12 protein-coding genes and 3 tRNA genes are annotated in these 13,563 nt (G+C 47.5%); 4 read left to right on the forward strand and 11 right to left on the reverse strand.

Annotated features, from left to right (window positions below):
- Positions 1–111: 111 nt before the first annotated feature.
- Positions 112–1,041 carry a 50S ribosomal protein L3 N(5)-glutamine methyltransferase gene (prmB, locus tag AC2CG4_RS09055; RefSeq protein WP_484485948.1) on the reverse strand — a complete coding sequence of 310 codons (930 nt, stop codon included), beginning with the start codon at positions 1,039–1,041 and terminating at the stop codon, positions 112–114.
- 144 nt (positions 1,042–1,185) lie between these two features.
- Between prmB and folE the strand changes: the two genes are divergently transcribed.
- The gene (gene folE, locus AC2CG4_RS09060) at positions 1,186–1,725 is read left to right on the forward strand and encodes a GTP cyclohydrolase I FolE (RefSeq protein ID WP_062062127.1); all 540 of its coding nucleotides are present in this window, start codon (positions 1,186–1,188) and stop codon (positions 1,723–1,725) included.
- Between the two features lie 92 nt (positions 1,726–1,817).
- On the opposite strand, the gene AC2CG4_RS09065 is transcribed toward folE, so the two are convergent.
- The 6 genes from AC2CG4_RS09065 to AC2CG4_RS09090 form a co-directional block, all read right to left on the reverse strand.
- Positions 1,818–2,726, reverse strand: coding sequence for a DUF4892 domain-containing protein (locus AC2CG4_RS09065; RefSeq protein ID WP_484485949.1), 909 nt, complete (start codon positions 2,724–2,726; stop codon positions 1,818–1,820).
- Positions 2,727–2,765: 39 nt separating this feature from the next.
- Entirely contained in the window at positions 2,766–3,638 is an 873-nt protein-coding gene (locus AC2CG4_RS09070) for an alpha/beta fold hydrolase (protein ID WP_484485950.1), read from the reverse strand.
- Between the two features lie 35 nt (positions 3,639–3,673).
- Entirely contained in the window at positions 3,674–4,141 is a 468-nt protein-coding gene (gene sixA / locus AC2CG4_RS09075) for a phosphohistidine phosphatase SixA (RefSeq protein WP_484485951.1), read from the reverse strand.
- Entirely contained in the window at positions 4,142–4,486 is a 345-nt protein-coding gene (locus AC2CG4_RS09080; protein ID WP_484485952.1) for a DUF4389 domain-containing protein, read from the reverse strand.
- Positions 4,486–5,505, reverse strand: a complete 1,020-nt coding sequence (locus AC2CG4_RS09085) for an NAD(P)H-dependent glycerol-3-phosphate dehydrogenase (protein ID WP_484485953.1) — start codon at positions 5,503–5,505, stop codon at positions 4,486–4,488. The genes AC2CG4_RS09080 and AC2CG4_RS09085 overlap by 1 nt, the downstream gene beginning before the upstream one ends.
- A gap of 508 nt (positions 5,506–6,013) precedes the next feature.
- Positions 6,014–6,514 carry a flavin reductase family protein gene (locus AC2CG4_RS09090; RefSeq protein ID WP_484485954.1) on the reverse strand — a complete coding sequence of 167 codons (501 nt, stop codon included), beginning with the start codon at positions 6,512–6,514 and terminating at the stop codon, positions 6,014–6,016.
- A gap of 249 nt (positions 6,515–6,763) precedes the next feature.
- Here AC2CG4_RS09090 and AC2CG4_RS09095 point away from each other — a divergent pair.
- The 3 genes from AC2CG4_RS09095 to AC2CG4_RS09105 all read left to right on the forward strand — a co-directional run bounded on the left by AC2CG4_RS09095 (position 6,764) and on the right by AC2CG4_RS09105 (position 7,123).
- Positions 6,764–6,840, forward strand: a tRNA-Pro gene (locus AC2CG4_RS09095).
- 36 nt (positions 6,841–6,876) lie between these two features.
- A tRNA-Arg gene (locus tag AC2CG4_RS09100) sits at positions 6,877–6,953 on the forward strand.
- Positions 6,954–7,047: 94 nt separating this feature from the next.
- Positions 7,048–7,123 (forward strand) — tRNA-His (locus AC2CG4_RS09105).
- 94 nt (positions 7,124–7,217) lie between these two features.
- Here the strand turns inward: AC2CG4_RS09105 and AC2CG4_RS09110 are convergent.
- From AC2CG4_RS09110 to imuA, 4 genes are all read right to left on the reverse strand, one after another.
- Entirely contained in the window at positions 7,218–7,853 is a 636-nt protein-coding gene (locus tag AC2CG4_RS09110) for a glycine-rich domain-containing protein (protein ID WP_484485955.1), read from the reverse strand.
- A 115-nt stretch (positions 7,854–7,968) separates the two neighbouring features.
- Complete coding sequence (locus AC2CG4_RS09115; protein WP_484485956.1) at positions 7,969–11,067, reverse strand: error-prone DNA polymerase; 3,099 nt, start codon at positions 11,065–11,067, stop codon at positions 7,969–7,971.
- A 34-nt stretch (positions 11,068–11,101) separates the two neighbouring features.
- Positions 11,102–12,643: a Y-family DNA polymerase gene (locus AC2CG4_RS09120; protein WP_484485957.1), complete on the reverse strand. Its 1,542-nt coding sequence runs from the start codon at positions 12,641–12,643 to the stop codon at positions 11,102–11,104.
- Between the two features lie 11 nt (positions 12,644–12,654).
- Positions 12,655–13,410 carry a translesion DNA synthesis-associated protein ImuA gene (gene imuA / locus AC2CG4_RS09125; RefSeq protein ID WP_484485958.1) on the reverse strand — a complete coding sequence of 252 codons (756 nt, stop codon included), beginning with the start codon at positions 13,408–13,410 and terminating at the stop codon, positions 12,655–12,657.
- Positions 13,411–13,563: the final 153 nt, after the last annotated feature.

Genomic DNA, 13,563 nt, shown 5'->3' on the forward strand with positions numbered 1-13,563 from the left:
CTATTTCCTGATTTAAGGGATTTCCCAATAGATAAGAATCCAACAACAGATCGAAAAAAAAGTGCGCCAATTATACGTGACTTACCCCACTGGCGCATCGACATCCTCGCCTCAGAGTACGCCCGCCGCGCGCGCATTGCGCAAATCCTGAGCAGTAAGAACAAACACCCCATGGCCACCACGCTCAAACTCCACCCAGGTAAACGGAAGTGTTGGATATGCAGCTTCTAATGCAGGCCATGAGTTGCCAACCTCCACTACCAAGAGCCCATCTTCTGTTAAAAAATCAGCAGCTTCTTGCAACAAGCGCCGGGTAAAATCCAAACCGTCATCACCAGAGGATAAACCCAACTCAGGTTCTGCATGGAACTCATCGGGCAGACTGGCCATATCCTCTGCGTCCACATAGGGCGGATTGGAGACGATCAAATCAAAACGCTGTCCGATCAGGCTTTCAAACAGGTCTGACTGGAGTGCAAAAACTCGCTCCGTCATGCCGTGTTGCTGGATATTTTCGTCGGCCACAGCCAACGCATCGTAAGAGATATCACTGAGTTGTACATAGGCATCGGGAAACGCATGGGCGCAAGCGATACCGATACAACCACTGCCAGTGCACAAATCCAATATGTGTTGCGGCTCGTTGATTAACCAGGGCGCAAACCGTTTTTCGATCAGCTCGGCAATGGGCGAGCGCGGCACCAACACACGCTCATCAACCACATAGGGCAAGCCCGCAAACCAAGCCTGACCGGTAATATAGGCAGCGGGGATACGCTCTTCGATGCGACGCTGAACATTGGCAACAACACGCTCGCGCTCGCTGCGCATTAGGCGCGCATCCAACCATTCATCGCCCAGCGGCGGTGCTAAGTGAACTGCATGCAACACCAACTGCTCGGCTTCGTCCCACGGGTTATCGGTGCCATGACCGTAAAAGAGTTTCGCGGCAATAAACTCACTGGCTGCCCAGCGTAAAAAATCGCGAATGGTAAATAATTCTTCGCGCGCCTGATCAAAAACGGTAACAGATGTAGTCATGGATAACCTCGAACTGGGCAAAGAGCGGGCATTCTACCCAATAAATTGGCCAAATCAGGATTTATGTTTTCTAGAAATTGGTCGAAAGCGGTAAACTGCCGTTTTGTGATGGGCAGAGCATCGCTGCCGCTAGAGGAGTTTCTGATGAGAGAACATTTTGCGAACATTATCGCGGGTATTGGTGAAGATTTAACCCGCCCTGGCCTGCTGGATACCCCTGATCGCGCGGCCAAGGCCTTTCAATTTTTAACTCGCGGCTACAACCAAACCCTTGAAGATGTGGTCAACGATGCACTCTTTCCATCTGACTCAGATGAGATGATTATTGTAAAAGATATCGAACTCTATTCACTCTGCGAGCACCACTTGCTGCCTTTTATTGGCAAAGCCCATGTTGCCTATATTCCCACGGGAAAGGTGTTGGGCTTATCCAAAGTTGCGCGCATTGTTGATATGTTTGCCCGCCGCCTGCAAATCCAGGAACAGCTCACGGTACAAATCGCGGAATGTATTCAAGAGATTACCGGCGCATCTGGTGTCGGTGTAATTATCGAAGCGAAACACATGTGCATGATGATGCGCGGGGTTGAAAAACAAAACTCGTCAATGAAAACCTCGGCCATGCGCGGCACCTTCCGTAGCAATCAAGCCACTCGCAATGAATTTTTATCGCTGCTGCGTTAGTCACTTTCACAAAATTAATTTTCATTCAATAAAAAGGCGGCATCACCGGGTGATGCCGCCTTTTTTTGTAAGAAAATTATACGCAATAAAAATTAATCACTTACCTTGACCACTTCCACTCGCGCACTTCTATCACCCCGCCCTGCAGGTGCAAGACTGCCAATACCATAAGCCGCGACACGTTTAGCAGCTATACCTTTTTCTTGCAGTGCTGTGCTTAATTGCTCGGCATAACGCTGTGAATTTTTTTGCTGCTGTGCAAGTGGTACAGGTGCGTAATCATGCCCTACCAGTGCCACCTTCCAATCCGGCTGGTGTGTAAGCACATCAATTAAAGCCTGAATATGTGCGGGCTTAATGTTGATGTTTGCGTTGTTTTTTGTATCACCAGCAACAAAATCGGGAAATACATAATAACCGCTGGCAAGCAGCGATTTAATAATTGATTCAGGGCTCGACGCTATCCCCAACTCGATAACGCTATCAACATGCAGTACATCCAATTGCAGATACACACGTTTGTTGCCTCGTTGCACTGCGTAAAGCGCCACATAAAAAGGTGTTTCATCGGCGGTAGTCACTTCGTACGCGCCATATTGTTGGAATTGATCCAAACCATACAGCAATTGAATTTTGAAATGGTTATTGGCCCATGAATTACTGGTGCCGCAATCGCGGCCATTGCAGTGATACAACTCGCGAAAATTAAAATTCTGCAACTGATCCAAATAAAAATCAAAACCATTACTGGCACTGTGCCTCTCCGGCAACTCCAGCGTATAGCGCGCAAGGCGTCCACTTAAACGCTGTTTCCGATCCACTCGCCAGCTGCCCGCAATTTTTTTATAGCTACCCAACGCCAGCAAATATTCATCAACGTCGGCATTAGTTTGAAAAATCACGCGGGCATTGTGATAGTTTTGTATTGGCAGCTCAGCTGCGAAAAGGACTCCCGCCGCCAACACCAACATCAAACCACTCATAAAACGGATTAAACGCATAAGCTCTCACTGTACAATAGTTGCAATTAGCAATCTGAATTACATGGCAAAACGGGCAAAAAATGCATTTAACTTTTCGGCAATCACATCAACCTCTTGCTCCATATGAAAATGGTGCCCGCCGGGCAACAACTCGTAATCCACTTGAGGAAACTGGTTTACCTCATGCAAATAATTAGCATAAAGTTTTGGTAAACCATTTTCTGCCAATAACAATTTTATTGGCGCATTAACCTGATTAATAAAAGCATGCAGCTGCTCGCGCGATAATTTAATCATCGAAGGCGCCAGTAAACGGGGATCTGTACTCCACGAAACCCCTCCTTCTTGCGCTACCACACCACGCTCAGTTAACGCCTTTGCAGCCGCATACCCAAGCGGAAACATACCGCGTTCACGCGCTTTAATGGCAAGGTTGATATCAGGATAGATAGAACGTTTTTTTTGCTGTTGAACACGCAGCCCCTGAATAGCATTTGCTAGTTGCTTAGGCGCGTCTTCAGGATGCGCAGCTTCCGGTAGCAGTCCCTCAACCAATCCCAACGCAATAATTCGCTCAGGAAATGCACCCGCAGCCAAGGTACCGATAATAGCACCACGGGAATGCCCCAAGAGCGCAAAGCGATCCCAGCCCAAGTAATCGGCAACGGAAAAAATATCGTTGATGTCATCCCAGGGGGTATAGGCCATTTGACCGGGGCGATGCTCACTCCTGCCATGGCCAGCCATATCCAATGCAACAATATGTAAGTTTTTCAGGCGAGGAGCTAATGCGAAAAAGCTGGCGGCATTATCCAGCCAACCATGTAAAGCAAGCACAGGTACTTGCGTTGACTCGCCCCATTCCTGCGCAGCGAAATTCATTCCATTAACATTAAAACGCAGCTCGCGCGGACTGGTTGATTGCGCCATACACTTATCCAACACAACTTAAAGGTTGTTTTATTTTAGGCGTGATCCAGCCAAAGTAAATCGCCCATGTCTGCAGCGATGATTTCTGCTCGAATTGCGGCGAGAGAACTCGTACCCATCGGATAATAATCCTCTGGCTTACAACACAACATATTGACCAGAGTGCCCACTAAGGGCTGATGACTGACAAGCAATATGGATTGATTGGATGACTTCGCATTGAGCTCATCCAACCATTCAATGAGAGCCTGTGGATTAGCTTCCGGCACTAATAATTCTGAAGTCTGAATGGATACGCCGGAAAAATAGCTTGCTGCAATAGCCGCTGTTTGTTGCGCGCGTACCAAGGGGCTCGCCCAAATTTGCATCAAGGGATTCATATCGGCACTGCGCGCCTGCACAACTCTGGCCGTATCGCTACGGCCTTTATCGGTGAGCTGGCGCGCCTCATCTGTGGTGATCTGAGCTTCTGCCTGACCATGACGAAGAATAAAAATTGTCATTTAATCAGCCGCTTTTTCGGGCGCATCAGACAAATCTTTAGCTTGCACTGGTAACTCAACTGTATCGGAATCCGCTGGCCAATCCGCAAAGGGAAAAGGTTTTTCTTCGCTGCTGTAGCACAAAAACTTTAATACATCATAAATATAAGTAGAGAGTGAATGGCCGAAACGGCGCAGATGTTGATTGTCTTCACCGGTAATCAGTGAAAACACAAATTGTACCGCGACTAATATCCACATCACCAAACTAGCGAGCTGCAATACCGCAGCAAACAGCAACATAAATACCAAACGTAACCAGTGCTTGCTGGAGGTGATATTTGATTTTAATTGTTCGTTATCCATTAATTTCCCCTTAAATATTCAACATCATCGGCTTGTTCGCCCACCATTAAACCACGCGCAACTTCTGCAATGGCTTTTTGTTCGAAGAGCACCGCATATAGCCCCGAGACTAACGGCATATACACTTGTAACTCATCTGCTTTTTGTTTTACCTGACGTAATGTATTTACACCTTCTGCCACCTGCCCTAACGAGGCAACAATTTCATCCAAAGGCTTACCCTGCCCTAACGCAAAACCAACGCGATAGTTACGACTCAAATCTGAAGTACAGGTGAGAATCAGATCACCTACACCCGCCAAGCCCAGAAAAGTCATAGGATTAGCGCCCATCATCTGCGCAAAACGCCCCATTTCAGCAAGGCTGCGAGTAAGCAGCATCGCCTGGGTATTATTACCAGCACCTAGCGCCGCTGCCATACCGCAAATAATTGCGTAGATATTTTTCAGCGCGCCGCCTAACTCTACACCATAGCGGTCATGATTGGCGTACACGCGAAAAGTGGATGACTTCAAAGTTTCCTGCACACAACTGATAACATTTTCGTATTCGCTGGCGATAACCGTGCCGGTCTGCTGTTGCTGCACTATCTCTTTCGCAAAATTGGGGCCGCTTAATACACCAATAGGATGCCCCGGCAACTCCTGCTCCAGAATCTGGCTCATCAGTGTGAACCCTTCTGGCTCTATGCCCTTGGCAGTACTAACCACCATGGTGTCGCTACCCAGCAAAGGCTTCATCTGCTGGGTGACCGCACGAAAGGAGTGACTTGGAATCGACACAAATACTAAATCGGCCCCAGTAACTGCCTGCTCCAGATCCGCGGTTATTACCAATTCTTCATGCAGCATATAGCCGGGGAGATAGCGAGCATTCTGGCGCGCAATTTCACAGGCCTCAGCCTGCTCTGAAGAGCGCATCCAAAGAAAAGTTTGATGATTGTTACAGGCGATGATATTGGCAATTGCCGTACCAAAACTACCACCACCGAGTACAGCAACCTTCAATCGTTTACTCATAAATAAATCCAGTGATTTGACCGAGAAAAAATCCACTGAAATTCGTCACCTGTTACGGAATAAAAGATACAAAACACACAAATTGTAACTTTTCTGCACAAAAACCTTCATCAAAATTTTGTCCACATTTTCTGTGGATAACTTGGTGGATAGTTTTTGGGAAACCGCCTCAAAGGCTTATAAAATCAGTACCAACAACAGATTGATTAAAAAACAACCAATAAAATAATTTCCTTATATTTCATGATGTTACATAAAAAAACAAGTTCAAAAGCTCATTTTTTCGTGTTTTTGGTCAAGCTATAAACGTCTTGACCAAATAAGCACAGGAGGTGTGCATAAAGAGTTAGTGATCATTAACCTTCAACAGCCGATAGACACGAAACATTCATATTGCAAGGCAAATTTTTACTAAATGTTTGCGTCATTTTGAATCACGGGATTGAACACAGAGGCTCGACTATCCCCCGCGCCACAATCCCAACTGATGCGATAAATAAAATTCAGCCTACTGACGTGTAAATGCACCATAACTGCCATCGGCATAAAGCAACGGATCCACCTCTGAACCATTGAGAATCACTTTATGGATAACCCCGATAATAATTTTATGGGTTCCATAGGTGGTTACCTGATCGGTTTGGCAAACAAATACGGCTTGAGCATCAGCGAGAACAGGCAGGCCTGTATCATCCTCTTCCCAATGGCCCACATCAAAACGATTTCGAGCGGGCTCGCGCCCAGCGCAAATGTTTGAGACATCCTGATGAGATGTAGAAAGGACATTAACGGCAAACTGACTGCCCAAGGTTGCCAAATGTCCCTGCTGCGAAACTAATTGATTAATGCACACCAACAAGGATGCAGGAGAATCAGACACAGAAGTCACAGAAGAAACTGTCATAGCAAAACGTTGATTGCCAGGTAGCATCGTCGATAACACACACACACCAGATGCCAATCGGCGCATTCCCAACTTCATCGAAACAGCTAAATTATTGTCTTGCATAAACTCTCCCAAACGATAGCCGCTTATTCTGACCAGCTGATGACCGACACACAAGCCTCAACAAAGACTTAGCCACTGTCTTCTCAGTATTCGGTGCGCTGGCAGTCAACTCGAACAGCCCTTGCACAAGCTGGCCAGAATTTAACTAAATGCGCTAAATATTTTATTTTGTTGTGTTTTTTTCGTTGACGATACTGCAACTCACCGTTAATATGCGCACCACTTGAAACGCAGTCAGTTTTAAGTCGTCGGAGTGTAGCGCAGCCCGGTAGCGCGTCTGTTTTGGGAGCAGAATGTCGGGGGTTCGAATCCCTCCACTCCGACCATTTTTTCATCGAACCTGCGAAGGTTTGATCCAGTATGTGCCCGTAGCTCAGCTGGATAGAGCACCCGCCTTCTAAGCGGGTGGTCGCAGGTTCGAATCCTGCCGGGTGCGCCATTTTGGGCAATTAATAACTCGCCCGCTCTTCACTTGATTATTTTCTGCTGGGATCTAATCCCGCCATATGGATGTGTTGTTTGTTCTCGCTACGGTGGCTGTAGCTCAGTTGGTAGAGCCCTGGATTGTGATTCCAGTGGTCGTGGGTTCGAGCCCCATCAGCCACCCCAATCCCTTCTGTAAAAATCCTCTCGTTTAAAATCAAACATTACTTGTAAGAATTCAGCAAAAGCTCTAGCCGTAAACACAATTTTATTGCTTAACCTAGTCGCCTCCGCCACAACCTCCTCCATCACTCCCACAACCACCGCTTGAACCACTACACCCACCGCCATAACCAATGTGACTCGCACAATAGCCCCCACCAGAATCCTCACCTTTTTTCTCGCAATCCAACGAGTAACGAAAGCCATCAGCAATAGACAGTAGCGAATCCAGCACAAAAATCAGTGGCAATCGTGTGGGGTTTTGGGGATTGATATGCTCCAGCGCGCAAGCCATGCGCCACGCACGCTTGATGCCATCCTGCGCACGCGTTTTATTCCTCATGGCTTCTGCAGGCACATGATCCAAATAACGCCCGAAAGCGCTTCTGCAAAATTCGCGATAGGCCTTGGTATTCAAAATGAATTCATGCCAATAATCGTCAACGACTTGTGATGGCATGGCCACCATGCGCTTGTTGGCATTAAGACACATTAAAAAATATTGCCGCATCCCTTTTTGCACAACTGATAATTGAGTCGGATTAAGATGCGGGTGCTTTTGCCCAAGCTTTTCTTGTATGTAGCGTGGAAATTGGTAGGCGGTTATGTAAGCAGTACGCTTGTGACTTTTAGCACCCAATAAAAAAATAGATACAGTGAACAGCAACACCATCCCAAGAATTAAATAAATCATTCCGCCCCCTAGCCAAATAGTTAGGTGGCCAATCTGCCAAATGCGGGGAAGACAAGCAAGGTTAATCAATGCCCTCGCATGACAAACACTTGTCTTAATAGACTATTGTCCACAATTACTTAAAGCTTCTCGCCTTTACCGATAGGCCGCGCAACACATTGCTGTAGTCATGTAACTGCCCAGCAATAACATGCACCACTGGTGCTGCCACATGCTCAGTTGCAATTTCTACTGTTCCTTTGATCAATAATAATGTTGAGGTGAGCAATACCTTGCGATAGGTTTCCTGGGTTCCCTTCCACACAATGACATTGATATTTCCTGTCTCATCCTCCAGTGTCAGAAACAATGTGCCATTGGCAGTGCCAGGGCGCTGATGACCAGTAACCAAACCTGCAACACGCACAAAACCTTTATGTCGCAAATTAACGAGATGCGCGTAAGGTGTGCATTTATCAAAAGGTGGTTGATTGCGCAAAAGAGCCATCGGGTGTTCGCGCAGTGTTAATCCAAGCGTGCGGTAGTCATCCAGAATATCTTTCTCTTGCGTCGGAGCTTCGGTAAATAGATCGTCAACAACAGTGCAGGTATTTTTATCGAGCAATTCTGAATAGGGTTGAATTGCCGCTGCACGCCAACGAGCTTGATGGCGATTTCCACTTAAGGTTTTGAGCGCGTCCGCCGATGCCAGTAGCTGCAAATCATTAGCGGTTAATTCTGTTCGCTGCGTCACATCGTCGAGCGATGTAAATCCGTTATTACTACGCCAGTGTTCGATCTGCTGCGCACTGTCGGCATCAAGGGATTTCACCTCGCGAAAGCCTAAACGAATTCCCCAGTCTTGCCGCGCATCTAATTCCAATGCATTGTCATAAACACTTTTATTGATGTCCACCGGCATAACTTGGACATAATGACGACGCGCATCTTGAATAAGTTGCGAGGGAGAATAAAAACCCATGGGCTGGCTATTTAATAAGGCACAATAAAATGCAGCTGGGTGATGACATTTAAGCCAGGAGGATGCATAACATAAAAGTGCAAAACTGGCTGAGTGGGACTCTGGAAATCCATAGCCACCAAAGCCTTTTACTTGCTCAAATAAGCGGTGAGCGAATTCCGCGCTGTAGCCGTTATTTAATAAGCCTTGAATAAATTTTTGTTCGAATAATAATAATTTGCTGTTCTTGCCCCAGCTCGTCATAGCCCTTCGCAGTTGGTCAGCCTCACCACCCGAAAAGCCAGCGGCCACCATCGATAGGCGCATGACTTGCTCCTGAAAAATGGGGACGCCCAACGTAGGTTCCAATACTGCTCTTATCGTTTCACTCGGGTAAGTGACTTGTTCCTCACCACTGCGGCGGCGCAAAAAGGGATGCACCATGTCGCCCTGAATCGGACCGGGGCGCACTATTGCAATCTCGATCACCAAATCATAAAAACAGCGCGGCTGTAATCGCGGCAGCATTGCCATTTGCGCGCGTGATTCGATTTGAAATACACCGAGGCTATCGCCGCGACACAACATCTCGTAGGTCGCGGAATCTTCTCGTGGAATATCAGCAAGCGAGTTAATACCTGGATTATAGGTGTGAATATAATCGAGCATCTTCCGTAAAGCCGTCAGCATTCCCAGCGCAAGTACATCCACTTTTAACAAACGCATGGATTCCAAATCTTCTTTATCCCATTGAATGAGTGTGCGATCTGGCATGCTGGCATTTTCAACGGGCACCAGGTCACTCACTTTGTTTTGCGATATAACAAAACCACCCGCGTGTTGCGACAAATGACGTGGAAAACCTAAAATCTGTTCAACTAATTTAAAAAATAATTGCAAGGTTTTTTGTTGTGTTTGCAGACCACCGAATGCAACTCGCGTTGGCAGATCAGTTGATCTATCCCACCAGGCAATATTTTTTGCAAGATGATCGACCAACGAGGCATCCATTCCCAATGCTTTACCTACATCGCGCACAGCACTGCGCGAGCGATAGGTAATTACAGTCGCGGCTATAGCCGCGCGCTCGCGTCCGTATTTTTCATAAATATACTGAATCACTTCCTCGCGCCGCTGGTGTTCAAAATCAATATCAATATCCGGCGGCTCATCGCGCTCCTTCGAAATAAAACGCTCGAACAATACGTTGATTTGACCGGGCGCGATTTCAGTGACGAACAGGCAATAGCACACCACGGAATTTGCCGCCGAACCGCGCCCCTGACACAAGATCTGTTTGGAGCGTGCATATCGCACCAGATCATATACGGTGAGAAAGTAATATTCGTAGCGCACCTCTTCAATCAGAAGCAGCTCTTTTTCCAATAAGGCATCGACAAAAGTGGGCGCACCTTCTGGCCAGCGCTGATGTTTTCCTTCATTGACCAAGGTGCGAAGGTGTTGAATGGGCGTTTGGTTTTCTGGCACCAACTCCAAAGGATATTGATATTGCAATTCACTGAGTGAGAAATGACACAAGTCAGAAATTTCAGTGGTTTGCTCAAGCAATACATCCGGGTAGAGCTGCATTAAATGATCAACGGATTTCAAATAGGCTTCTGCATTGGGTTCTAACAAGGTGCCCAATTCATGAACAGGAATGGAGTGGCGAATGGCGGTCAGAACATCTTGTAAAGGCTTACGCTCACGTACATGCATGAGCGCTTGCGGGCAGGCTACCAAAGGAATATTTTTTTTACGGCTCAGCTCCAACCATATTGAAAATTGTTCTTGCTCTCCCCCGCTCCATTGATGATCAATACCAATCCACAAGCGCTCCCTGAATGCTTGGGATAATTCATCTATAACAGTGTCAGGTGCAATACCACCGGCTTCCAAATAGCCAAGCCAAATAATGAGGCAGTGCTGCAAGCGAAATCGCAAATCCTCAAAATGCGCTTCATACTCGCCTTTAGGTGAGCGCCGCCGGGCCAGCGTGATAAAGCCGGAAAGTTCCGCGTAAGCCGTGCGGCTAGGTGCAATAGCAATAAGCTGCATGCCATTGGTGAGTTTAAAGCGACTGCCGACGATTAATTTAAAATCCAATTCTTCCGCAGCGACAAATGCTTTGACTATACCGGCAAGTGAGCACTCGTCGGTAATGGCGATGGCCTCATAACCCAATTCGGCGGCCTGATAAACCATTTCCGGTGGGTGTGATGCGCCCGTCAAAAACGTAAAATTAGTTGTGGTAAATAATTGAGCGTAACGCATAGGGGTTTCTCTGTTTTACTTTTAGCATTTTCAATCAGGAAAAAATGCCCTGCACAAACCATTGTTGTTTGTGCAAATCCCAAAATAACCACAGCCGCTGTTGATCTTGTCGCAGCCCAATAAAATAATCCCGCGCACTGGGCTCGCGCCACCAATTGCCCTGGATACGCTCCGGGCCTGCAATTAACGTAATTCCGCCGCGCCAATAAAGACCCTGCTTGCGCACTTCAATAATTACAGGCTCATCCAATAACCACGCGGGGCGTTGCGCACGCTGGTGAATATCCGGCAGCGCTTGTTGGCAGGTTTGCGTTAGAGAAATTTGTTGATTGGTATCACGGGGCAAATATCCATCCTGATAACTGAGCTTGTAGACAGAAGCATCACCCAAACGCGCCTTTAATTTTGCCGCCGTGATTGAAAAACTTTGACGATTGATTTTTCGCCCAGGTTCAAAATCGAGCGCATGAGTGCGACCTTGCAGAGACAGAGAGTCACGACAAGACAGTGTTAGCCTGTCTACCTCAAAAGGCAGATCGCGGTTTTCCAATTGAATCAATGAAAGATCAAATAACAATTGCCATTGGCTCTGCGGTGAGTCCGCATAAATTTGCAATGTATTTTGATTGCGATAGATATCCGAGAGCGTCCACTCAATGTGTTGGGTTTGTAGCTGCCGCTTCTGTAAATACTCGGCCAATTGCTGTAGCAGAGACTCCATGGGCTGCTGTAATTGATCAATTAGATGCAGTGGATAATCAAATTGCAATTGCTCGGTAAAAAACTCTTTGGGCTTGAAGTGAGTTACCGGTTTTTCAAACAGCGAGCGCTGCTGAAAATCCTGATCAATACCGAACAGGTCACACAGGTAGTCAGCAAACGTCTGGCCAAACCGTTTTTTAAAACTGCTGATACTCTGAACTTCAATGTGCCGGGCTATATCGCCCAAGGTCACAAAGCCGGTTTTTTCCAAGGCATCCACTTGCTTGGGAAAATCATGCAGGAAATCAATCGGCAACCGCTTTAAGCGTTCGATAAAATCCGCTCTGTCACTCTTGTCGTCGATGGGATAATGCACAAACGACAGCAGCCAGGCAGCGGCTTGGGAATGCGCCAATCCCATCGCAAGAGTCATCTTTCGTTGCGTAAAAAGTTGGGTAAAAAATTGCTCGATTTTATTGCTGAGCGCTTGCGCACCGCCGAACAATCGCAAACAACTTGCAATTTCCAACAGCAAACCAGACTGCGGCTCATGTTTACTGCTGTAGGTTTCTATGTAGGGGCTGAATTGATACATACTCTCTGCTAACTGTGCGAGACACATCTGCTCTTTGTTGTTATCGCGCTCATGCAGCACACAACCCGTCAGCAGCTGGGCAGTGGTAGGATTCATATCAAGCTGAAGACCTGCCGCTGCAGAGGCAGAATTCATCCAATACAATCCGCGCTTGTCATTCACCACCAATGGCTCAGGCGAATCTATAGCCAGATTTAGCGCGTGAGCCGGTAAATCCGGTAGACGCAATGCCAACCACAACCGCCGGGCAGCTTGGGGAGATGAGGTAGATTTGGTCACAAACCACCACATCAACGACGACCGCGTCGCCCGCCATGAATTGGCGTGACACTCGCAATTCTGGGTTTGCTTTTGCCCTGCTGATCCAATTGCTGATGCGGCAACAACCCATTCCACGCAGCGGGAAGCGGTAAATCAATTGCACCTTTGTCAGCAACCAATTCTCCTTTTTGTTTAAAGATGCTGACTGACAACTGCTCCAACTGCCACTGAAGGCTCAGGCGCACCACCGCCGGTGAACTTTGATCGCGAACTGCATCTGGCCGAAAGAGCACATAAATGCCCTGCCCCTCGGTTGCGGCGAGCGCACATTTGCGCAGCTCGGTATAACTCAATGCCTGCTGGGGTTGCCAGGCCATCACCGCATCGCAGGCATCTGAACGCGCAAGCTCGATAAAGCTGGAGAGAAAGTCCGCCTTGTCTTTCGCCTCCACTATTAACAATCGCTCAAGATCCATTCCCGCCTTGAGCAACGCCTGGGTAAAGGGGTTCGCCGGTGGATTAAGCAGTACCACCAAACCCCGCTGGTTAGCCAGGAGCGCAGGCATTAGCAATTGCCACTCGGCATGGCTGGTTGCGCGCTGGCAAACCTCAATCAAACTGGCCACCGGCCACCCACCACCCAGCAGCCGCTCATTGAGCTGGGGGTATCCACTATCCACCACCAACCGCAAGGGGGTCTGATGCGACTGCCCGCGCCAAATATCGCTCCGGCAAAGCAATTGCTCCAGGCTTGTCGCATTGGGATCTGTGGGTATCAGTTTCATGATGAGATTATTGCTCGCATACTGTTTATGCGTACAGTATACTTGCAACAACCAATAAGACGTCAAGCAAATGCATTAGACGAATTTGCGCTAATGCATCGCCCACCCACTGCCAAATACTTTCAATTGGGGGGACTTGTAGTAACTTAACCC

The sequence above is a fragment of the Cellvibrio sp. ATLC23 genome, assembly GCF_057196725.1.